Genomic DNA, 21,291 nt, shown 5'->3' with positions numbered 1-21,291 from the left:
TGTAAAGAATAATGAGTAAATTTAAAATTATAATAAGATATTTTCTGACGAATTGTTGGCTAATGCAATGGAAATCCACTGATAAAATAGTAACCATTTATCAATTATATGCAAATTATGACGTTTGTCAATCAAAAAAGAGATTGGAGGGGATTATGATGAGACTTTGTGAAATGTCCATAGATGAGTTGATCTCCGTTGATTACAGCTGTAATTGCGAATGAGATCTTTATTGAAGAACTCAGTAAGATTATGCCGGAAGATGTCAGGCTGCCCATAGGAGTTGGTTCCGGGACGATTAATGATCTGGTGCATCGGATGGTGAAACATGTGAACGGATAAAGAAGATGCTGTTGAGGAAAGGAAAATATTCATGTTTGAAGTATCTTTAGAAGGATAGATATGGGAAGCTATATCAGCGGAGAAATACTTGATGTGACCGGCGCGAGGATGAGTTGAGAAGAAAAACATGTTATATGGAAAACGATATAAGTCTGGCATAAAGATACATGAGAACGAATAGAAAACAGGAGGCATCCATGATCCAAAGCATTACAATATCAGATTGTGTAGGACCATATTCCCAATGTGTCCTGAAAGGTGATATATTACAATGTATTGATCACGCAAAACGCCTGGGATATGAAGGCGTGGAGATGCATATGCGAAACGCAAAGCTTAATGATTATAACAGGATAAAAGATTATCAGTACAACATCAGCGAGGCAGCTTTAACTGTCTCGCTGTTTTGCTGCTGTAACCTTTAATCCTTTTTCACAGATCTGCGGTATTCGTTTGGCGTCATCAGAGTCTTTTTCTTAAAGGCCTGTGAAAAGTAGGACTGAGAAGAGAAGCCGATGAGCTTGGATATCTCGGCGATGGAGTAATCGGTGTTTTCCAGAAGCTTTTTGCTCTCGTCAATCCTTTTTTCGTTAAGGTAACTGATAGGGGAACGAATATATTTCTTGGTGAAGGAATGTACCAGATAATATTTATTCATGCCGCTTTCTTCGGACAAAGTATCAAGGGTAATATTTTCGGCATAGTGTTTATCAAGATAATCCTTGATATTCTGGCAGTCCTGGCTGGATTTATCCTCCAAAAAGGAGGTAAACTGTATTTCTGTGTCTCTCTGCAAAAAGATGAGAAGAAGTTCCGTGTAGTGGCTGCATACATCTTCAAAAGAAAGTGGCTGTCCCTGAACTTCCTCCACGATTTTGTTGATAAAAAAGGAGTACATTTCTGAAGGACATTGATGAAGAACAAAAGGCTGTTCTAATATATTGTCTTTTTTTAAAAAATATAAATACTCGATACCGAGAATGGCAATGTCCGTTGGATTTTCGTTAATTTCAATGGAAAATTTCTGCCGTTCCGGATTCATGAGAATCAGGGTGCCGGCCTGAAAAGAAATATTGTAATTTTCATAATGCAGCTGTCCGGAGCCTTTTTGCACAAAAATCAGTTTGGCATAAGGATGACCTGGAAACACATCGGATGTCGGAGTATCACAATGGTAAAGATTAATATGAGAAAGTCTTACAGGAGCCTGCATGTGTAGATTATGATGTTGAATAGTGTGTCTAAGTTGTTTCATATGTCTCTCCTTGCTCTAATTCCTTTGTAATTCTTTTATTATATTGCCGAATGCTGGAGTCTGCAAGAAAAGAAATATAAATATTTTAAACAATTCAATGAAGAATCTTAAGAAAAAATAAAGAAATGTAATTGCACTTTACTCTTTTTTGTGGGAAAATAAGAAAAACGACAAAAAAAGGAGAAAAATGCGATGAAAGAACCAACACTTGTAGTACTTGCCGCGGGCATGGGAAGCCGGTACGGCGGACTGAAGCAGATGGATCCGGTAGATCATGAGGGACATACCCTTCTGGACTTTTCTGTGTATGATGCGAAAAGAGCCGGATTTAAAAAAGTTGTATTCATTATAAAACATGCTATCGAAGAAGACTTTATCCGCATGATCGGCAGCAGAATAGAACCGTTTATGAAAGTGGAGTATGTATTTCAGGAGCTTGACAAGCTGCCGGAAGGATACGCGGTACCTGAGGGGAGAGAGAAACCTTTTGGGACAGGCCATGCGCTGCTGTGCTGTAAAGATGTGGTAAAGGAGCCTTTTGTGGTGATCAATGCTGATGATTATTATGGCCCGAAAGCTTTTCAGATGATGTATGATTTTCTGACAACTCATGAGGATGGAGACAAATACAGCTATGCCATGATTGGATTTTACATTGAAAATACGATTACCGAAAATGGATCTGTAGCCAGAGGTATCTGCCATGTGGATGAGGATAATTATCTGACGGACATTGTAGAGCGAACCAAAATTGAGAAAAGGGGTGCGTGTGCAGCTTTCACGCTGGATGACGGTAAAACCTGGGAGGATATCCCGGAACATACTCTCATTTCCATGAACTGCTGGGGATTTACACCAGGAATTATACGTGAACTGGAGACAATGTTCCCGGTATTTCTTGACAATGAGGTAAAAGAGAATCCTCTGAAAGCAGAATTTTTCCTGCCAAATGTGGTTGGGGATCTTTTAAAAGAAGGAAAAGCATCGGTGAAGGTGCTGGAGTCTGAAGAAAAATGGTACGGTGTCACTTATCAGGAAGATAAGCGCACCGTTGTTGAAGCCATTCAGGCTAAAAAGAACGCGGGGCTGTATCCGCAGGAGCTTTGGAGATGAGTTCCTTTTGTTCCAAATCTATATGATGACATACCGGGTCGCTGCCAGCCGTCCGAATCGAGTTCTGATACTGGGACGGCGGCATCCCGGTAATTTTTTTGAATTGTTTGGAAAAATAATGAATAGACGTATAGCCAAGGGCGTGAGCGGTGTCCGTAAGATTCATTTTATTTTCCCGGATAAGCTGCTTGGCGGCTCGAATCCGCATCTGACAGAAATATTCCATGGCGCCCAGTCCTGTCTGTTCCCGGAAGATCCTTTGAAGATGAGAACGGCCGATTGCGAACTCTTTGCAGATCTGCTGAATGTTCACTTTCTCCGAAATGTGAGCGGCATAATAATCGGTGATTCGGTTTAGAAGGATGGAGTCAGCCTTGGAGAGAGAGGAAGTCGCCTTTTCTTTTGCAGCGGAAGGGGAAATGTACTGTCGCATCAGACTGATGAGAAGCATTTCCAGATACATGCCGATGAGCTGCTCACCGCCAAACGGCTGGTTGAGCTTGCGTTCCAGGCTGTAGAGAGCAGAATCATCCACCCGTACCGAAAAGTTGCTGCGCCCTTCTTCCGACAGAGAAGACAGAAGACGAAGTTCCCGGCTGCCGCAGTGAAAAATGCGGTTGGCAATGAGCGACATATTCGGCGAATCACAGTAGAAGCCGCAGGTAAACAGGAGCGGGGTGGTCTGCTGCGCCGCCTTGAAAGAATAATATTCGTTGGGCGCCTGGATGTAAAGCTGGCCTTTCTCCAGGGAAACCGGCGAGGATTCGTGGCCGGAGCGCAGAATATCACAGGATCCTTCCTGGACATACAGGAGTTTCCAGCAGTCGTGATATTCGCTCTTATATATAAAATCACTTTTATATTCAAAAAATTGAATAGATGATACGGCGGAGATCATAAACTCCTGTTTTAAATGAATCGTTTCCTGTGGCATGTCTGTACCCCTTTTCAATGAATGTAAACTGTGAATCATATATCTTTTGTCTGCGGCGTCAAAGCCATATCTGCGCCGCAGCGATCCGTAATCTTTTCTCAATATCTATGATAATCATTCTATAACAATATTCGGTAAAAATCAATAAAACCATCCCTTTGAGATTTCAGATACTCGTGTTATAATGGATGAAAAATGCGATTTTAGATTAAGATGAGGTACACAGCAAATGTTGACAATGCAGATAGGTATCGTTCTGGCTGTGATTCTGGCTGTGGCTGGCGTTGTTCAGTGGAGGGTTCAGAGCAGCAGACGCGAGAAACAAAAATATATATTGGAATATGCGGAAAAAGTAACCGACTTGGAAACCCGGAAAAAAGAAGAGCAGAAACAGCAGGAGCAGGCGGAAGAGAAGAAGCAGAAATACCGGGTATTCTATCTGGATTTCATGATCACCCACGGGTCTGCCTTCGGGGGATGCTGCGCTACCTGTGCAGACGGACGCAGAAGACGGGGAGCTGTGGCACTGGATCACATTTTGATGTATGGAAAGCATCCTTCTGGCAAGGAGTTTACTTATTATATTGAGGAACAGGGCCTGGAAATAGGCGCTTCAGATGATCCGGATGCTCTGATCGTGCGCTCTAAAGACGCGCCTTTTGAGATTCGGGAAGAGGGCGTTGGAAGAGACCAGGGAACAAAAACACGGTCAGCAGTTCTGAAAAAAGATATTTTATATTATATTATTTTGGAGTCCAAGCATGAGATTTCCATAAAAGCGACTAAAACATGTTAAGGGCGGAGGATAAAAATGCAGGAAACAACAACTGTGAAAATAAAAAAATGTCCGTATTGTTTTCGGAAGATATCTAATGATGAGGTGGGATTTTTGCTGCGCCCCGACGGGGCCAGATTTTTGTCCCCGGCCTTGAATGAGGTGGTTGCGCCGAAAACAGATCTCTCCTATCTGTATTTCTGGAATGCCATGGGAGTTCCGGAAGAGCAGGTGGATGCCAATCGGGTGTATATTGACAATCAGATCATGACGGAGCTCAATCAGGAGCTGACGGCTTCCGGCCATGAGCTGGCTGTGAAGCATTTTGATCCGGACAGCTTCGGATATTCTTTTCATGTGGAGGAGGGTGCTGTAACGCTGTACTCCAATACCATGCTCTGCCCCTACTGTCATAACGAACTGCCGCAGAATTTTTTCCGTTATGATATGCTCATGATCGGGCTGGCAGGCAGCGTGGCTTCGGGAAAGACTGTTTACCTTTCTTCTCTCATGATGAACAGCTTTGACGCCATGCAGAGGGAGAATCTCACGGTGAGAAATGCCGGAGGCAATCCGAACGACAGCTACCGGATGGAAATGGAGAGAAACGCGGAGAGGCTTCTGCGCCGGGGGATCTGCCCGGAATCAACCAACAAAACTTTCCGCAAACCAATATTTCTTGAGATTACTTACCGGGTCAGCGAACAGGTCTTTCATCTGCTGACAGCCGTCTATGACGTGGCGGGCGAGCTGATCCGCGAGAGTGCCGGCGTGGGGCGGACAGGCTTTGTTCGCCACATGGATGGATATATCTGTCTGGTGGATCCTGCACAGATGCATCTGGAGCACTCGTTCATCACCAAGCAGATTCCCGATGAGGAGCGTGTTCTTGAGAAACTTCACCTTATGACGAAGGAGGAGCAGATTTCCATTCAGAGGATGAGCAATCAGAATGGAAAGCAGGTCATGAGTCAGGATGATTTCCTTGTGGAACGTGCCGTTAGTGATGAGTACATTTACGAGAGAAAGGCGGAGAGTATTCTGGAGGCCATTCGAACTGGTGTGGGAGATCATGAACTTGGGAAGAAATATATGGCGCTGACCATTGCAAAGAGCGACTTGCTGGAAGAACTGGGCGAGATTCGGGGCTTTCGCGGAAGCAGTCTGTTGTTTGAGAGAAACCGCCCGGTCTATGGTTTTATGAATATGGACCATCATTTCCTGCGCCAGGAGATTTTAAAACAGATTTTTGACCAGAAAGTATTTCGTCTGCAGAGAAATCTGGATGATTATAAAGAGAGCAGCCTGTTTGCGGTGTCCGCACTGGGTTGTGAGACCGAAGAAGTCAGAGATGAAGAAGGAGAAATGACAAAAACCGTTGGGAAAGTACGGCCGATCCGGGTGGAAGAACCAGTGCTCTGGATGGTCATGAAATATATGCAGGAAAGAGGGTGGCTTGAATGACATCGGAATATTTAAGACATGAGTATACATGGTCCAATCATTGTATCACAGGAAATGTACTGGGATGGGGGATGACAGCGTCTTCCTGCCCCAAAGACAGAGATATGCTCAGGGAGCTGGAAAAGACAGCTTCCGCTGCGGAGCCGGAGAGGGCAAAAGGAATCCCGGTAGAGGAACTTTCCTTTGTCCCTCTCTGTGGTTTTGTCAAGATGACGGTGATACCATGGGATTCCGGTGAAGACAACCGCAAAAATAAAAAGGTGTTTCTGTATCAGCCAAAGGAAACATCCGCCAGCCCGGGAGTATACATGGCGCCCCGGGGATTTTGGGAAGATCAGCCGCAGGATGGCTATCTTCCAGCGGTAAAAATCGAAGAGAGAACTGAAAGGCCGGAAGACATTTTTATAAAAATGCATGTATATGACAGACTGCCTGATTTTCTTCGGGCGGTCTTTTGGTGCTTGTTTGAGAAAAAGCAGGGACTGAATTTTGCTGCCCCTTCCTGGAAACAGGAGGAGTTTGCCGAAAATGCCGGCGTACTCATGTATGCTATCCACAGTATCCTTCCGGAATCGCTGAGAAAAAAGGCTGGTTATGTTTCTTATACGGAGCAGCCGGTGGGACGGGAGCCATTCTATTTTTCCAGAGAACCTCTCGGAGAAAACTGCATCAATATGTCAGAGTTTGAAAAACAGGAGTTTCCGCCGGTGACCTCGAAACTTGAGGAGTATTTCTTCTATCATCTGTCGGAGTTCCTTGTGAAGAAGGACGACCTTTATGATAAGTTCTGGTCGGAGGCCGAGCAGTATTTAAAGACAAGTACCGGAGGCAATGAAGAAAGGAAACTTCAGTGGCTGTTTTATATGTTCTGCCAGAAACACGGGAAAGAATCTCTGGAAAAGAACGAACTTCTTCCGGGTATGCCGGAGCTGTTTTACTGGGCATCACGGGAGCCGGCGTTAAAAACTACTACAGAAGAAGTGAGGGCACTGATACATAAGGGAAGTTTCAGTCAGGAAGAAAAGGAGGAATACATTCGTATTCTTCTGGAGGGCTTTACAAAGAGGGCTCAGGAATCAGTATGCGGAGAGATTCACTGGCTGTTGTCCTCCATGTATGCGGTAGACAGGAAGAAGTTTCTGGAGCAGCTTGCAGTGATCAAAGAGAAAAACCCATTGGTTTATGCGCTGCTGCTGTCTCAAAATACAGAGCAGGAAGATTCATGGCAGAGAGCTGTTTTCAACGAAAATACAAAGTCCTTTTCCAAAATGCAGGATTATGTCGGATTTCTTGAGAAGGCGGAGATCTCGCCGGAGCTGAAGAATCAGATCATTCTGGCGGGTATTCATCTGCTGAATCAGAATCTTTTTAAAAAAGAAAACTATGTACAGTTCGACGCTTTGATGCTGCGCCTTTCCAGAAAAGACCAGTGGGTGGAAATCCTGAAAGATTTTGTGAGAAATCAGCTGGAGCCGGAGGCGGAGAATCTGGACGACAATCAGTTAAAGACTGCCTGCTATGTGGAGCAGCTCCTTAAGAAGTACGCGCCAAAGGAAGTGTCCGGCCTGCTGGCTGAGGAACGGAAGAGACGACGGAAACTCGAATTGCCGTCAGAGGAGGCTCAGGAGGCTGCCTATGAGGTGCAGGAGGAAGACGATGAAGATCCGGAAGAAATGACGGAACCGGGAACCCTGAAAGAAGCACTTCTGGTGGGGTATCCGCAGGGATTTCTTACAGGATGCGCCCTCTATCTGTGTAATTATGCGCTGATGATCGGCCACTGGAAGATCGCGGTGGGTATGGCAGGCATGTGGCTGCTTTTCATGCTGAATTTTTACTACCTGATGATGCACAAGGAACATAAATATCCATTTTGGAAAAATCTTGGCATGTGTATCCTGGAAGGTTATGTGATAGAATTTATTGCATCCCTGTTTTTATCCCAGAAGATCCGGCTGTCTTATTTTATTATTCTGGGAATTGCGGCTATCGCCGTGCAGGCGTTAAACATTTTCAGGAAAAGAATGGAAGAAGAGGAAGATTAAATGAGAGCACAGGATAACGCAGATCGTTTTCTGGAAGAAATAGAAAAAAAGCTGTCCGGAGCACAGAAGAACAGGAAGCCTTTTTCGCAGTTTCTGGAAGAAAAAATGGATCAGTTCGACTACAGTAATACTTCTCTCGCTAAAAAGGTTTTCCACAGAGTAGAGAAAAAGGGAGAGGATGTGGTTCGCTATGTCCCGGTGACCAGACAGACTATCGGGGCGTGGCTCAAAGGATCCATGCCGTCTTCCAGAGAAATATATATCACCCTGGGTATGGCATTTGATATGGGGCTTGATGAGATTAATTATGTTCTTCTGGAGACATATATGGGCTATGGTCTTTACTGTAAAAATATTGAAGACGCCCTCTGGATCGCCCTCATCAACGGACTGTTTGACATTGACGAGATGGAAGAGGTTAAGGAGAGGATTGAAGAAATGCTGTCCGAGGAGCCGGAGGAATCGGAGACCCGCAGTCTCCCGACTATGGATCTTTGGGTGATGCTGTCTCAGGCAGGGTCGCTGGAGCAGTTTTATAATATCGTCCGCATGTACCGGGAAGAGTTTAAGGACGGAGCCAAACGGTTTGGCCAGTGTCTGGAAGAAGTTATAGAGGAGGAGTACGGCTACTATGAGAAAGCGGCCTGGCTGCTCAGGGACATCGGATGCATGCATTGCGAGGCGCAGTTCTCCAAGATAAAAGCAGGAAAAGCGGTGGTGACCAGGGAGTGGCTGCTGCGGTTCTGCATTGCTCTGCAGCCAAGCGTGGAATCCATTGAAAAGCTTCTGGCGAAGGCACAGATGGAACCGCTGGGTATCACGCCGGCGGAGGTGATCATCGAGATGATCGCCAAATATAAGGCGGATTCCGTGGCGGACAGCCAGAAGATCTGGATGCTCATCGAGTCTGTGACGAAGGAGCTGCGGGAGAAAGGCTACGAGATTGAGGATGATCTGTGCCGGAAGTACGACTCCGTCTACGATGTGCCGTTCCAGCAGAAATGGTGGTTTTCTGCCTGTGTGGGCCATCAGCTTCTGGAGAATCAGAAAAGAAAAGATTACGGATATGAAAAGAACGGATATTGCCGTTATATCATGGTAGATCAGGTCCTGTTTGACGATATGAACCGCAATAAAAAGAGCACGGTTTTCCGTAAAAATGCATCTCAGTTTATATGCGGGGAGATACCGTGGCAGGAGATCGATGACTGGCAGAAAGTGCCGGCGCTTGCTGTCGAAAAAGGCTTTCAGCCGGATACTTTTGATCTGGAGAAATTTGAGGATTATTGCTATATGCGCCGTCCGAGTCGGTTTTCCAAAGATTTCATCATGAATGATGTATATTTTTATTCTGCTCTTCTCTATTCTATCTGGACCGGAAAATGTTTCCAGAAAGACTTTGGAGAGACAGAGGTGGAGGAACTCCGGGAGGAATTTGCCGTGGGCGGTCTGCAGGCAGAACGGCTCCTCCATATGATGGAAGAGAATCTTATGGATGGAGCGAAATATCAGGAAGACTGCGATATCGCTCATATGCTGTCGGCGCTGTTTGCCATGTAATGACGATTTTGGACACATTTGCGTAAAAATGAAGAAAAAGAACGTTTGAATTAAAAAATGAACTGTGATATGCTCCTGTTAACATATGTAGAACAGGAGCTGATTTTTTATGTCGATTTTATCGCAGATAGGCATCGTTGTGCTCATAGGATGCATTATTTTTATATTGATTCGTTCCAACAAGACGCTGAAGGAGGCTTCCGAGGAAGGTGAACATTTTGTGGACGAATGGGCGCTCCGCCAGCAGAAAAAGGAAGAACGGGCTCTGGAGAAAGAAGAACGCCGGCAGGAAAAAGCAGAGCGGCTCAGAGATAAAAAAGAGAGCAAAAAGAATAAAAAGGAACTGCTCTATGAGGAAGAAGAGAGCTGGGACCGTGAAGATGACAGAGATGAGGACGCTGACAATGATCAGGAAGACGGCTGGAACAGTGAGCCGGAACAAAGCGCTGGTGACCGGAATGCCGGCCGGGAGAAGATCATCTCCATGGACCAGTACCGGAATCCGGGTATTGTCCTTGTACAGCTTGATGAGGCGCACCGGCCGACTGCCCGTGTGCGGGTGACGCGGCTGCCTTTTACCATCGGGCGCAGTGCCGACAATATGCTGGTGCTTGACGATCTCTGTGTGGCAAGGAAGCACTGCCGGATCGTGGAAAAGAACGGCGCATTTATTCTGGAGGATGTGGGAACGGCAAACAAGCTTTTTGCGGGCGGGGCAGTCACAGATCATGTAGTACTGTCTGATCAGACCACTTTTTATATAGGCAATGTAGAATTCAGAGTGGAGATGGGGATGACCAGAAGCGGCAGCACGCATCTTTACCAGGGAGCAGGAGAGAGATACTATGAATAGCAGGGCAAAAGAAAAGCAGAAGGCATTTTCCACAGAACGTTTTGTGTGGGAGCTGCAGAGAGCTTTTTATTCTTTCAGAAATGGCCCGGTGCTGGCGATTCTTCTTTTTCAGATTGCGGCGTTTATCGTAGTGCACGCAAAGGGAGCCGGCACCATATACCGGGATATGATCGGGATTTTGTTTTTGATTACCATTGTCTCCTGGTTTTTTACTTCAGTGATTCACGGAAATAAAAGGATTCTGATCTGCGTGCTCATTCTGCTCACGGTGGGAACTATGTTGCAGTGTATCATGGAGCAGGAGCAGATCATTAAGAATCCGGAGCTTCTTAATAACGGTAATCCGGCAGCGGGGCTGCAGCTGCAGTATCTGCTGGGATTTGCAGCGGGGCTGCTGGCAGCGGGATGTTATCTCAAATGGAAACAGATATCCGGTATGAAAATGTGCCGGTTCCTTGTGGCGCTGTCCCTGGGCATATCCATCGTGACGCTGGTAGCCTCAAGGGCGGTGGGCAACGTGCGGAACTGGATTCATATCGGAGGCATGTCCATTCAGACCACGGAGCTGGTGAAGGTACTGTACGTCTTTATTGCAGCGGCGCTTCTCGGTACGACGGAGAAACCGTCCAGGCAGAGAATCCGGGTATTTTACGGAATTACAGTTCTGGAAATCCTGCTGCTGGCAGTGCAGAGTGAATTTGGTACGATGCTCCTGCTGCTGGCGATTTTTCTTACCTATGTGTTTTTGTTTATTCCGGATATTAAGGTGTTCATCAAAACAGTTGCCGTCATGGCTGTGCTTGCAGCGCTGATCATTGTAACGGGAATGCAGCTCAGCAAACTGGCGGACGCCGGTTCTGTCATCGGGACTAATCCGCTGTCGAGTTTCTTCCTTTCTAACTATGATAAAATCGCCAATCGCTTTATCTACTGGCTGAATCCTGAAAAAGATGCTCTTGGACTTGGATATCAGCTTCTGAAAGCAAGAGAATCCATTTTGCTGGGAGGGTGGTTCGGCACCTCGTCGGTGACAGATCTTCCGGTCAAGACCAGCGACTTGGTTTACCCGGCGCTGATTCAGCGCTGCGGTATGATATTTGCGATTCTTGTTTTTTTCATTTTTATATTAATGTGGCTGGAAGGAGTCCGGTTGTTCATAAGAAAAGGCGACAGGTATCATCAGGCGGTGGGTGCAGGTTTTGTATTCATGTTGTTTGATCAGGCGCTCATTATTATAGCAGGAAGCACAGGACTTTGCCCTCTGACCGGTATTACCCTTCCGTTTATTTCAAGCGGAGGAAGCTCTCTGGTGGTCACCTTTATGATGGTCGGCGTTATGATTGCCGTATCCAGCAACGTGAAATGGAAAGGACTTACAGATAATGAAGAAGAGTTTTTTAAAGAGAACGCAGTTTTTACAAAGTGCAACGCTTATCTGTGTCATCTTAATGATCATATCCCTCATCCGGACATCCGCGCTGCTGCCGGGCGTCTCCGAGGAAGCCGACAGACAGAAACAGGAAGCCAGGGAAAGCACGTATCAAAAGGAATACGTCCGGGGAAAAATTTTAGATCGAGAGGGAAACATTCTCGCAGCGTCCGAAGAGCCGGAAGGGAAAAGGACATATAGCGACCCGTATGCATTTTCCAATGTGGTGGGATACTGGTCCATAAAATACGGGACATACGGAATAGAAAAGACCATGAATGATGTGCTCTTACATAGCGATTCGAAGGAAGAGGATAAGAGGGGAGCGGATGTGTCGCTGACTCTTGACGCCAATCTGCAAAAGGAAGCCTATGATCTGCTCTCTGATTTTACCGGTTCCGCAGTGGTGCTCAATGCAAAAACAGGTGAAATCCTTGCACTGGCGTCCTCTCCGTCCTTTAATGCCAACGCGCTGGAGGAGGACTGGGAAGAAATCAATAAACAGGATGGGGTTTTTTATTCCAATGCTTATCAGAATCCGGTGGCGCCGGGCTCTGTCTTTAAGCTGGTAACTTCCAAGGCGATTCTGGAAGCCGGCATCGACGACGAGGAAGTGGAGGATAACGGAAAGCTCGTGATCAACGGGCAGACCATCCGGAATTACGGCGGGACGGCCCATGGGACCCTCTCTTTTGAGGAAGGGTTTGTGAAATCATCCAACGTATATTTTATGGACCGTGCCTTAAAGCTGGGCGGCCCAGCACTGAAAGAAGCTGCGGACAGCTTTCTGATCGGTCAGGATATCAAGCTGGATTTCGCAACGATAACTTCTTCTTTTAACCTGGGTGACTACGAGGATAATGTCATCGCGTCTACAGCGTTTGGACAGGGAGAGACTCTGATCACGCCTCTTCATATGGCGATGATCACACAGAGTATCGCCGGCGGCGGAGAGATGCTTAAACCATATCTGATCAAATCAGTGGTAAACGGGAGAGGAAAAACCACTCAGGAAGGAAAATCTGAGGTTTTGACAAAAACCATGGAAAAAAATATTGCAAAGCGAATCAGGGAAGTGATGACGGAAGCCGGAGATTCCTATGGACTTAAAACGGTCGGAGACGGTTACGAGATCGCTGCCAAGACGGGAACTGCCGAGCGGGGCGATGGTTACAATAATGCATGGCTTGTAACTTTTGCACCGGCCGATGATCCTCAGTATGTGATTGTACTGAACCGTCTGAAAACAAAAGAAATTGGAAAATCACTGGCGCCAATTGCGGAATCACTGTACGAGACTTTATTTGAAGAATAGTGTATTATTGATAAAATGTACAGAAGCAGCCGGGCAGGCGGTACATTTACATTTTCCGGAATATATAATGGAAAAGTTGCTATCTGGCGCCGCAATGCCGCAGCATCTCCTGAAAATCATGGAGTGACAGTTCTTCCGATGGATTCCGGCCGGTTTCCAGAAGCTGATACACAGGGGATGGCAATTGTTCTATGTGATTTTCTTCAACCAGGTCATACAGTAAAAAAGTGAGAGCCTGAATGAGAAACTGCTGCCCTTTTAGCTGCGGTGAGATGTTATAGGAAAAGCGCAGCGGGTACGCCGGGTATGGATTCCTTAAAAAATAGTAACAATATGTGTAGTCAACCAGGGTGACCGCATAGTCCCCATGGGCTTCGGAGATAATCAGGTTGGAGGGATTTAAATCGGTGTAGAGAACGCCGTTTTCCAGCAGATAGGAAAGAATATCTGTTGTTTTGTACAGAATCCGGCATAATTCTCCGATGGAAAAAAGGGAAACCGGAGCCGGCTGAGAACAGTCTTCCATACACAGAGTGAGTGTGCCGGATTTCTGACCGGGAACCTGATAATCTTCACGCAGCCAGTAATAAACGGGAATGGAAGGATGCCTCAGAGCAGACAGAGTCTCATATTCATCATAAAAAGCCTGTCTAACTGAGGTATCTTTTGTTATAATAGATTTCAGAATATAGCGCTGTGTTTCATCTGCAGCCCGGTACAGGGTGATATCCTTTTTCTTTTGAAAAAATTCAATGGATGTAAAATGTGTGGGAACCATGTAAACCTCCGTCTGTTCGTAATGAAAACAGTGTAACATAAAGGAAGTAAAATGGCAAACCGCCGGAAGAAGCATCAGAGAGACGGGACGGCAACATGCCGGACGCCCTGGGAAGGCTGGCAGACAGCGAGCCCAATAGTCCGGACACGTACAGCGAGCCAAATGGTTCGGACGCGGACAGAGCGCACATGGCAAAAATACAGGACAGAAAGGAAGAACGAAATGTATACATATACCCGAAGAGCACAATATCATGAGACAGACCAGATGGGGGTTATCCATCATTCCAATTATGTGAAATGGATGGAAGAAGCCAGGATACGTTTTCTGAAGGAGATAGGGATTGATTATCGAAAACTGGAAGAGGATGGAATTATTTCCCCAATTGTCGAGATATCGGTCAGCTATAAGAAAACGGTGGATTTTGACGATGAAGTGCAGATTGGGCTTTATGTGAAGAAATATAATGGAATCCGGCTGGAGGTCGGGTATGAGATGAGAAATTGTAAAGATGGGGAAATCTGCACTACGGCTTATTCCAAAAGCTGCTTTACGAAAGATGGCAATATTGTTTCTCTGAAAAAAGAGAAGCCGGAGCTGGATGCAAAGATCCGAAAATATATGGAGGAAGAAGCCTGGTAGCGAAAGGGCGACGAGCCGATCATACGAGCAGCGTCAAGATGAGCTCTGTGAAAAAACAGACGGACATACGGGAAAGGAGGGCGACGGGTGGCTTTCTATTTCGCAAGTGAGAAAAATAAAAGAGAAGTGAATGAAGACAGTTATTGCCAGATGGAACTTCGTATTAATCTGGAAGCGTCTGTCAGCGCCATGGTAGTGGCGGATGGCATGGGAGGACTGGCCGGCGGAAAGTTTTATTCGGAAGCGGCGCTGGAACTGTGGTACAAAGGACTTCTGGATACTATGATGGGAGAAAATTTCAGAGACTGTTCCCTGCATCAGCAGATTGATGTTCTGTCGGAGTTTTCCGAAAATATCTTTGAAAAGATCAATCGTGAGCTTTACAAGAAAGGTCTGGATACAGGAGTGAAAGGCGGCACAACTTTGTCTGCGGCCATTCATTTCTGGGACACATGGATTATTTCCAACTGTGGGGATAGTCCGGTTTATGGTCTGAAAAACGGGGAACTCTCTTTGCTGGGCGAGATTCAGAATGTGGCCAGTCAAATGGTAAAAAAAGGAACTGCCAGGGAAGGAAGTACGCTGTTTTATCAGAATAAAAACCGCCTGACGGAGTATCTGGGAAAAAGGGGAGAGGTTCACCCGTGCTGCAATCGTCTGCCTCAGGAAGCGGCAGATCTGATTATCATGGGGTCAGACGGAGCCTTTGGCAATCTTTCTATGAAAGAGATTGAGCGGGTTCTTAACGAGCAGAGACCATCGCAGCGGATGATCACAGAATTATTTGAGCAGGCCAGAATGTCCGGGGAAGATGACAATCAGACGGCCATTGCATTTGTGAGGGAAGAAAAAACAGCGCCTGAGATACTTCATGAGGATCTGTTTCAGGATCTGGAGCTGGGAGACTCTTTTCAGAGCGCTGTGACGCCGTTTTGCTCTTACACACAGATTCCGGAAGAAAAAAAGGAGCTCAGCTTTAAGGATATGCTTCTCCGTCACCGCTTTACGGGAGGAAAGGAAAAATGATTTGCTACTTTGAGGAGGGAGAAACTTTTACCTGGATCCGTGACCGCGAGCGTTCCGGAGAGGAACTGGTTATTCCTCTCAAAATGATAAAGGAAAGTCACAGAACCGGAAATAAGCAGGCGATGATCGCCAGCGATATCCGTACCGGCAAGAAATATTTTGTGAAGGTGCTGTTTTGCAGTAATCTCGAACAGATTTATGTGGAAAAAGAGAGTAAGGTACAGCTCTATTCACCTTATATTATTCGGATTTACGGTGGAATGCTGGATGAAAAAAATAAGAGATTTATCACTCTTGTGGAATATATTAATGAGAGAGATTTGTCGGATCTGGTGAGCAGTCATGGAATTGCCGGACATACGTGGAACGAAAAAATGAAAAGCTGCAACACCATTGCCCTGAAATTTCTGTATGGCATCGATCATTATATGTCCATGCACCGGCAGGACCCTATCGTTCACCGGGATCTGAAGCCGGAGAATATTCTGGCGTCGCCGGACGGAAGCACCGTAAAGATCATTGATTTTGACTGGGTGCATCTCCACGCGTCCAACGTGACTGTCATGACAAGGCGGGAGCAGAAGGGAACGCCGGGTTATGCTGATCCCCGTTACTGGAACAGCTATATCTGCCGGAAAGAGATGGATATTTATTCGGCCGGACTGGTGCTTTATTACCTGTATACCGGTCATCATCATTTCTTTGGCAACGAAGAACTGCAGAGGTATATGGTTGGCGATGATTACGCCTATCAATTAAAGGAGATGCCAGGCATTGACGAGAGGCTGGTGCATATTATCGCAAGGATGATAGCCAGAGAGGAAGAACGCTACGGTGATATCAGAGAGGTAATTGCGGATATGGAGAATTATCTGAGATCCGCCGGGCGCATGCCGGAGCTGCCGGAACTTCTGAGGGAAAAGGACGGCGGCGACACTATCCGTTTTTCCTATAAGGTAGGAGATGTAAAATACAGCCCATACATGAAAAATTACCGCTTTGTGCCTATTGAATTTGGAAGAAAACAGGAGCGCAGTCAAAATGGAAAAATGAGCGGACATATTATGTCATTCTACCGGACCGGCGATAAAATCCGCGCGGTGATTCTCCATGAGGACTGCCATAAGGTGGTCGTGAAAGCGGAAGATCATGTCAGTGAAGGAGACATTTTTTCTTACGTTGGAACAAATATTGAGGTTTTACAGATAAAGAGGAGGCATACATGAACGAGAGATGGAATCCGGAGATTCCTCTGGATATACAGCAGCAGTTTACAAGAGAAAAAGAGCAGGCTTTTACCCTGTATCTTGACTTTGTGGTGGACGGAACCGCGTCCATGTATACGATATTTCCGGCGGTCTACTACGCCGCGGCACATTTTCTGGAGTGCCTGTCCAAGTATGAAGTGTACCCCATGGTGGGACTCACCGTCATCCGCAATGAACGGCAGGGCGAGGAGACCGAGAGGGCCGTTTTTGAAAATGGAGCATATTTTACCGGGGAGATTCCGTTATTTTTAAAGAAACTGAAAAGTGTGCAGCTCTATGGCGGCGGTGAAGACGGGAGAGAATCGGTGCATACGGCCATTGGAAAGTCTCTGCAGAAGTTTCCGTTCCAGGGGAGGAACCGGGCGCTTTTTGTATTCACCGACGCCTACGGCAGCAACGATTACGAAGAGTATGTAAATGATCCGCTGGGACAGGTGATCTTCTTCTCCACGGAGGAAATGAGCGAAGAAGACTTCCGGTTCTGTTTCATGCAGGCGGACGGAGAGCTGGACGAGGAGGCTTCCCCGATGTTTTTGGACATTGAGAAGCTGTTAAAACCCATGAGCACAGAATTTTTAGATAACATTGTAAAACCGCTCAAGGATTTGATGAAGGGAGTATCGATTGGTGCTTGATGAAAGAAAAACCGTGGGAATGCTGCGGGGTTCCAAGGAGGAACTGTTTGCGCAGGGACATCCTGTCATCCGGCAGATCAAAGAGATTCCAGGGATAGTATTTCCTGAAGATATGGAAGAGCTGCCTTCATCCGCCGTCTCCTTAAAACAGCTTTTTTCCCGAAAGCAGATGGATGAGAACCATGTGGACTGTCTGGTTCTTTACCGGATCGCCGCCGGGGTGCTGCGCATCCTGAAAGCGCTGGCGGAAAAAGGTATCCATCCGGGGCTGATCGAGATCGGCGACTTCTTCGTGGATCTGCTGCCGGGAAGCGTGCAGGTGTATCTGACCCATCCGGAAAAGTTTCAGCTCCTTCATTACGAGCAGGATTACGAATGGTATCCGGAGGATGAGAGGCTGTTTGGAGATCTGGAGCTCTTCGACGCCGAAGCTCAGCGAAAGGCCGACGTCCGGCTGATTTATAAGATTCTTGTGGCAAGTTCCAAAGGAAATGTAAAGATGCCGCCGAAGTTTACCGAGGCGGATTATTCGGAACTGTTCTATAAGGCGCTGCCGGATGAGTGGAAACAGCTCTTTGCCAGGAAACCAGACTGCGAATATGAGATCATGGATCAGCTTCTTGCCCAATGCATCGAGATGGAGGAAAGCTTTGCGAAAGAAGCTAGAGAAAGACTTGATGATAAAGCCCAGAAAAAGCTGGGGGAGCAAATGTTTACAGGAAAACATGACGTCAGACCAGAGAAGGATGGCAATTCGGAAGAGAAGCGGCTGTATTCCATGATCGTTCTTCTCCGGACGGAACTGGAAGATTCCAGAATCATGAGCCAGATGCTCTATCAGCTCCAGGACGAGCTGGAGACAGAAACGGAGCTTGCCCACTGGCAATGGCGGCAGGCATTTGTCTTTGGAAACGGCAGCATCGCGGTGAAGGAGTTTTCCTCTTATCCGCCGGGATTTCGCTGTCAGTGCGAGCAGGAGATCAAGGATTATTCCGCCGCCGAGGCACTGATGATTGCCGCCAATCTCATGGAGGAAACGATGAAACAATACGATAAGAGTAATGTGTTTCGCATGTACGCCCTGGCGGACGGCCGCCTGAAAAACGACCGGGTCTTTCAGGCAGCGCTCTCCATGTTGGAAGAAAGACGGCAAAGCGGCATGGAATTTTATCTGATTGCCGGAAAGGACAGCCGCTGTGAGGCGTGTCAGAAACTTGGAAATCTTATGGAATGGGAAAATGGGGACAGCGCAGAGTAACAGGAGGAAGCAGATGCTGATTCAGGCAATTCGTAATTTCAGAGAAAAGACAAAGGAACGATACGAGGCGGCAGAAGAAGAAAAAATGGAGCAGTGGAAAAAGGACGTCCGCGCGCTCCATGAAAATGCGGCGTTTCTCTTTTATTATGAAGAGGTGGAGCCGGAACCAAACAGCCTCCTTAAGTTTTTGATCCGGGGCGAGATTGTAAAGGGGGAGATTCCACAGGGAAGTCCGTTACTTTTGCTTGACGGCCAGGCCAGAGAACTGGGCCGGGCGGAGGTCATGAGCGACACCGAAGAAAAGGAAGAAAAACGGCTTGGGCTCATGCACATCAAACGGAATCAGTTCGTTATCCGGATCACGGAGCTGTACGGCGAGAAAGCGGAAACCATGGAGGTCGGCAGTTATCGGAGACAGGCGGATTCCCTGTGGGAAGCTCTGTCTCTGATCACCAATGTGCCTGAGACAGAAGCGCCGGAGGAATCAGCGCTGCCTTCAGGTTCAGTCAGTTCGTCTGCTTCTTCATAAGGGAAGAAAGTATTTCGCCCATATCTGTATTGCTATTGCGGTTCATAGCGGAACTGAGCATCATAAATAACGACGGGTCGGACAGGGGATTCCCGGTTCCGGCCCCTTTTTCGTCGGAATTATTATCGCCGGGATTCCGATTCCCGGAGGAGAAACTTTGGCTCAGCAGCTGCATTAGTTCCGGGTGGCTCTGCATGGTTTCCTGCCAGTTCTGGTACATCCGCGAGAAGCGGATAAAGTTTAAGATACTGTCAATCTGCTGCGCCTTTTCCCCGGACACAGAGTTGCGCAGAGACCGGAGCACGGCTTCCACATCCACAGGGGAATCCTCAAACCCGCAGGCCTGCAGACGGGATTCATCCTCAAAACCGTCCATGATTTTCCGGATTTCCAGAAGCTTCATCTGGACGGCGAGAACTTTTGCCAGAGGCGGGTGGCAGTAAGGAATGACCGTCTCCATGATGGTAAGCGTATCATCCTCAAGAAAACGGGAGAGAGGGGAATTCTGACCGGAAAAATTGGAATTCATAATATCCTCCTTGGAACATCTGTCATATAGTAATATATGCAGGAAACATTTCCTGTTATTTTTACACCATCATATGAAAAGGAAGAAGAAGTTATGAATGAAAATCTGATTCTCGAAGGAAATACCATCTACGAAATCGACCCGGACTGTATGCGGACGAGAAATCAGTTCTGTCAGAGACAGGCAGCAGGCGGCTGCCGGATGACAGGAGCCGAAGAAGACGGCAGATGGGAAGCGGCAGAGCGAAGAAGAGATGACTCCTGCGGCCGGGAGAATAACCGGTGCGGCCGAGATTCTGACGGCTGGAAAGACCACCGAAGCGATGGCTCCTGTGGCAGAGGAAATAATCATGGCTGGGAGAATAACCGGTGTGGAAGAGATTCTGATGGCTGGGAAGAGCGCCGAAGCGGTGGATCATGCGGCAGAGAAAACAATCATGGCTGGGAGAATAATCGCGGAAGCTCTTGCGGCAGAGGAAACAATCGCCGAAGCGGAAGCTGCGCTGGCTGCGAAAATCATCCCCGCAGAGGCGGCGGTTGCCGACGCAGCTGCCGGCGTGATAATTCCTGCGCCATACTCGGCGTGCTTGCACTGACGGGCTGCCTGTCAAACTGCCGTTGGTGAAACATTTTTGATGGATTATAGTTCTGTGTTACAGTCTGTATGGAGATTCCTTATATAGAAGGTACTGAATGCACCGCTGTCCCTTGGGATGGCGGTGTGTTTTGTTTTAATATAATGTAAAAAAATGGATAAAATGTAAAAAACAAGTAGAACAATAATGTGCCTTATGGTAAACTGTAGAAGAGAAATCTTTGTGATTTCTTGATACAGCCGGAGGGCGTGCTTGCCATCTGTCCTGAGTATTTATAGGAGGATGATGCTTATGAGTACATATGAGGAATTGATGGTCATATTGACGATAGGTCTTTTGATTGTTGCGATTCTTAATCTCAAAAGTAAGTAAGCCGCCCTGTCCCTTGGCACGGATTCATGGCGACTTATTTACTATAAATCAAATTGAATTGATTAGCCGGGACGGATAGGCTTTATCTATCTTCCGGCTGTATGATTTGTTACATTTATTGTAGCAGAAGGAAAGGGAATGTCAATATAAGAATAAAGGGAGTTTTAGATGCAATGGTGGTATAGAACTGTCACATCAAGTAGTGTGGCAGTTTTTTTCTATCTTTTTTACAGAGCTTGATCTGTCTCGGAGGGTACATAATTGAGGATATCAGCGACATTGCAGTTGAGGATGCGGCAGAGGTCGTTAATGGTGGTTGTGTTCATTGGTTTATTTTTGCGGAGTTTATCAATGGTGGCACTGGAAATGTGATGGTGATTGATTAAAGTATAAGTTGTTTCTTTAGAATTTTTTAATGTTCTCCAAAATGGACTATATTCAATCACCGATTATGCCTCCTATATTATATATAATGAGCATAATATATGGTTTTATTCTTGACTATGGTCAGGAAAATGACTATAATTTTAGTGGAGTGGAAAAGAAAATTTGTCAGAAGTGTTTGGTATAAAGT

Annotated in this window: 22 protein-coding genes; 17 read left to right on the top strand and 5 right to left on the bottom strand. The window is 46.5% G+C overall.

Annotation, left to right across the window (positions count from 1 at the left end; genetic code table 11):
- Positions 1-198: 198 nt before the first annotated feature.
- Both B5F87_RS20770 and B5F87_RS16555 read left to right on the top strand, forming a co-directional pair.
- Positions 199-342 (top strand): hypothetical protein, encoded by a 144-nt coding sequence (locus tag B5F87_RS20770; protein WP_158097080.1) that lies wholly within the window; start codon positions 199-201, stop codon positions 340-342.
- Positions 343-539: 197 nt separating this feature from the next.
- Complete coding sequence (locus B5F87_RS16555; RefSeq protein ID WP_087283039.1) at positions 540-767, top strand: hypothetical protein; 228 nt, start codon at positions 540-542, stop codon at positions 765-767.
- Here the strand turns inward: B5F87_RS16555 and B5F87_RS16550 are convergent.
- Complete coding sequence (locus B5F87_RS16550; protein WP_087283037.1) at positions 764-1,597, bottom strand: AraC family transcriptional regulator; 834 nt, start codon at positions 1,595-1,597, stop codon at positions 764-766. The genes B5F87_RS16555 and B5F87_RS16550 overlap by 4 nt on opposite strands.
- A 192-nt stretch (positions 1,598-1,789) precedes the next feature.
- Between B5F87_RS16550 and B5F87_RS16545 the strand changes: the two genes are divergently transcribed.
- Entirely contained in the window at positions 1,790-2,710 is a 921-nt protein-coding gene (locus B5F87_RS16545; protein WP_087283035.1) for a sugar phosphate nucleotidyltransferase, read from the top strand.
- Here the strand turns inward: B5F87_RS16545 and B5F87_RS16540 are convergent.
- Complete coding sequence (locus B5F87_RS16540) at positions 2,667-3,644, bottom strand: AraC family transcriptional regulator (protein ID WP_158097079.1); 978 nt, start codon at positions 3,642-3,644, stop codon at positions 2,667-2,669. The genes B5F87_RS16545 and B5F87_RS16540 overlap by 44 nt on opposite strands.
- A gap of 229 nt (positions 3,645-3,873) precedes the next feature.
- On the opposite strand from B5F87_RS16540, the gene B5F87_RS16535 reads away from it, so the two are divergent.
- From B5F87_RS16535 to B5F87_RS21475, 7 genes are all read left to right on the top strand, one after another.
- Positions 3,874-4,440 (top strand): hypothetical protein, encoded by a 567-nt coding sequence (locus tag B5F87_RS16535; protein ID WP_087283031.1) that lies wholly within the window; start codon positions 3,874-3,876, stop codon positions 4,438-4,440.
- 15 nt (positions 4,441-4,455) lie between these two features.
- A complete protein-coding gene (locus B5F87_RS16530) occupies positions 4,456-5,883 on the top strand; it encodes a hypothetical protein (RefSeq protein WP_087283029.1) in 1,428 nt (475 codons plus the stop codon).
- Complete coding sequence (locus B5F87_RS16525) at positions 5,880-7,928, top strand: hypothetical protein (protein WP_087283027.1); 2,049 nt, start codon at positions 5,880-5,882, stop codon at positions 7,926-7,928. The genes B5F87_RS16530 and B5F87_RS16525 overlap by 4 nt, the downstream gene beginning before the upstream one ends.
- On the top strand, positions 7,929-9,488 hold the full coding sequence (locus B5F87_RS16520) for a hypothetical protein (protein ID WP_087283025.1): 1,560 nt from the start codon (positions 7,929-7,931) through the stop codon (positions 9,486-9,488).
- A 109-nt stretch (positions 9,489-9,597) separates the two neighbouring features.
- Complete coding sequence (locus B5F87_RS16515) at positions 9,598-10,341, top strand: FHA domain-containing protein (RefSeq protein WP_087283023.1); 744 nt, start codon at positions 9,598-9,600, stop codon at positions 10,339-10,341.
- A complete protein-coding gene (locus B5F87_RS16510; protein WP_087283021.1) occupies positions 10,334-11,971 on the top strand; it encodes an FtsW/RodA/SpoVE family cell cycle protein in 1,638 nt (545 codons plus the stop codon). Before B5F87_RS16515 ends, B5F87_RS16510 begins: the two co-directional genes overlap by 8 nt.
- 73 nt (positions 11,972-12,044) lie before the next feature.
- Positions 12,045-13,085, top strand: coding sequence for a penicillin-binding transpeptidase domain-containing protein (locus B5F87_RS21475; RefSeq protein WP_242964538.1), 1,041 nt, complete (start codon positions 12,045-12,047; stop codon positions 13,083-13,085).
- A 79-nt stretch (positions 13,086-13,164) separates the two neighbouring features.
- Here B5F87_RS21475 and B5F87_RS16500 read toward each other — a convergent pair whose 3' ends face one another.
- Complete coding sequence (locus tag B5F87_RS16500; RefSeq protein WP_087283017.1) at positions 13,165-13,863, bottom strand: hypothetical protein; 699 nt, start codon at positions 13,861-13,863, stop codon at positions 13,165-13,167.
- 222 nt (positions 13,864-14,085) lie between these two features.
- On the opposite strand from B5F87_RS16500, the gene B5F87_RS16495 reads away from it, so the two are divergent.
- The 6 genes from B5F87_RS16495 to B5F87_RS16470 all read left to right on the top strand — a co-directional run bounded on the left by B5F87_RS16495 (position 14,086) and on the right by B5F87_RS16470 (position 19,221).
- Entirely contained in the window at positions 14,086-14,505 is a 420-nt protein-coding gene (locus B5F87_RS16495; RefSeq protein WP_087283053.1) for a thioesterase family protein, read from the top strand.
- Positions 14,506-14,592: 87 nt separating this feature from the next.
- Positions 14,593-15,531 (top strand): PP2C family serine/threonine-protein phosphatase, encoded by a 939-nt coding sequence (locus B5F87_RS16490; RefSeq protein WP_087283015.1) that lies wholly within the window; start codon positions 14,593-14,595, stop codon positions 15,529-15,531.
- Positions 15,528-16,757, top strand: coding sequence for a protein kinase (locus tag B5F87_RS16485; protein WP_087283013.1), 1,230 nt, complete (start codon positions 15,528-15,530; stop codon positions 16,755-16,757). The genes B5F87_RS16490 and B5F87_RS16485 overlap by 4 nt, the downstream gene beginning before the upstream one ends.
- On the top strand, positions 16,754-17,434 hold the full coding sequence (locus B5F87_RS16480; protein ID WP_087283011.1) for a hypothetical protein: 681 nt from the start codon (positions 16,754-16,756) through the stop codon (positions 17,432-17,434). Before B5F87_RS16485 ends, B5F87_RS16480 begins: the two co-directional genes overlap by 4 nt.
- Positions 17,427-18,692 carry a hypothetical protein gene (locus tag B5F87_RS16475; RefSeq protein ID WP_143405271.1) on the top strand — a complete coding sequence of 422 codons (1,266 nt, stop codon included), beginning with the start codon at positions 17,427-17,429 and terminating at the stop codon, positions 18,690-18,692. Before B5F87_RS16480 ends, B5F87_RS16475 begins: the two co-directional genes overlap by 8 nt.
- Positions 18,693-18,705: 13 nt before the next feature.
- On the top strand, positions 18,706-19,221 hold the full coding sequence (locus tag B5F87_RS16470) for a hypothetical protein (RefSeq protein WP_087283007.1): 516 nt from the start codon (positions 18,706-18,708) through the stop codon (positions 19,219-19,221).
- Here B5F87_RS16470 and B5F87_RS16465 read toward each other — a convergent pair.
- A complete protein-coding gene (locus tag B5F87_RS16465) occupies positions 19,199-19,750 on the bottom strand; it encodes a hypothetical protein (RefSeq protein WP_087283005.1) in 552 nt (183 codons plus the stop codon). The two genes, B5F87_RS16470 and B5F87_RS16465, sit on opposite strands and share 23 nt — an antisense overlap.
- A 93-nt stretch (positions 19,751-19,843) precedes the next feature.
- Between B5F87_RS16465 and B5F87_RS16460 the strand changes: the two genes are divergently transcribed.
- Positions 19,844-20,374, top strand: coding sequence for a hypothetical protein (locus B5F87_RS16460; protein WP_087283003.1), 531 nt, complete (start codon positions 19,844-19,846; stop codon positions 20,372-20,374).
- Between the two features lie 570 nt (positions 20,375-20,944).
- On the opposite strand, the gene B5F87_RS16455 is transcribed toward B5F87_RS16460, so the two are convergent.
- Positions 20,945-21,163 (bottom strand): helix-turn-helix transcriptional regulator, encoded by a 219-nt coding sequence (locus B5F87_RS16455; RefSeq protein WP_087283001.1) that lies wholly within the window; start codon positions 21,161-21,163, stop codon positions 20,945-20,947.
- Positions 21,164-21,291: the final 128 nt, after the last annotated feature.

This window comes from Eubacterium sp. An3 (assembly GCF_002159465.1).
GTDB classification, from domain to species: Bacteria; Bacillota; Clostridia; order Lachnospirales; family Lachnospiraceae; genus Anaerobutyricum; species Anaerobutyricum stercoris.
Note: the sequence above shows the minus strand (reverse complement) of the source record. Positions and strands in the feature narration are given on the sequence as shown.

Excerpts from the sequence above, each read along its gene's own strand:
- B5F87_RS16555 (WP_087283039.1), top strand. The coding sequence starts at position 540 with ATGATCCAAAGCATTACAATATCAGATTGTGTAGGACCATATTCCCAA.
- B5F87_RS16550 (WP_087283037.1), bottom strand. The coding sequence starts at position 1,597 with ATGAAACAACTTAGACACACTATTCAACATCATAATCTACACATGCAG.
- B5F87_RS16545 (WP_087283035.1), top strand. The coding sequence starts at position 1,790 with ATGAAAGAACCAACACTTGTAGTACTTGCCGCGGGCATGGGAAGCCGG.
- B5F87_RS16540 (WP_158097079.1), bottom strand. The coding sequence starts at position 3,644 with ATGCCACAGGAAACGATTCATTTAAAACAGGAGTTTATGATCTCCGCC.
- B5F87_RS16535 (WP_087283031.1), top strand. The coding sequence starts at position 3,874 with ATGTTGACAATGCAGATAGGTATCGTTCTGGCTGTGATTCTGGCTGTG.
- B5F87_RS16530 (WP_087283029.1), top strand. The coding sequence starts at position 4,456 with ATGCAGGAAACAACAACTGTGAAAATAAAAAAATGTCCGTATTGTTTT.
- B5F87_RS16525 (WP_087283027.1), top strand. The coding sequence starts at position 5,880 with ATGACATCGGAATATTTAAGACATGAGTATACATGGTCCAATCATTGT.
- B5F87_RS16520 (WP_087283025.1), top strand. The coding sequence starts at position 7,929 with ATGAGAGCACAGGATAACGCAGATCGTTTTCTGGAAGAAATAGAAAAA.
- B5F87_RS16515 (WP_087283023.1), top strand. The coding sequence starts at position 9,598 with ATGTCGATTTTATCGCAGATAGGCATCGTTGTGCTCATAGGATGCATT.
- B5F87_RS16510 (WP_087283021.1), top strand. The coding sequence starts at position 10,334 with ATGAATAGCAGGGCAAAAGAAAAGCAGAAGGCATTTTCCACAGAACGT.
- B5F87_RS21475 (WP_242964538.1), top strand. The coding sequence starts at position 12,045 with ATGAATGATGTGCTCTTACATAGCGATTCGAAGGAAGAGGATAAGAGG.
- B5F87_RS16500 (WP_087283017.1), bottom strand. The coding sequence starts at position 13,863 with ATGGTTCCCACACATTTTACATCCATTGAATTTTTTCAAAAGAAAAAG.
- B5F87_RS16495 (WP_087283053.1), top strand. The coding sequence starts at position 14,086 with ATGTATACATATACCCGAAGAGCACAATATCATGAGACAGACCAGATG.
- B5F87_RS16485 (WP_087283013.1), top strand. The coding sequence starts at position 15,528 with ATGATTTGCTACTTTGAGGAGGGAGAAACTTTTACCTGGATCCGTGAC.
- B5F87_RS16480 (WP_087283011.1), top strand. The coding sequence starts at position 16,754 with ATGAACGAGAGATGGAATCCGGAGATTCCTCTGGATATACAGCAGCAG.
- B5F87_RS16470 (WP_087283007.1), top strand. The coding sequence starts at position 18,706 with ATGCTGATTCAGGCAATTCGTAATTTCAGAGAAAAGACAAAGGAACGA.
- B5F87_RS16465 (WP_087283005.1), bottom strand. The coding sequence starts at position 19,750 with ATGAATTCCAATTTTTCCGGTCAGAATTCCCCTCTCTCCCGTTTTCTT.
- B5F87_RS16460 (WP_087283003.1), top strand. The coding sequence starts at position 19,844 with ATGAATGAAAATCTGATTCTCGAAGGAAATACCATCTACGAAATCGAC.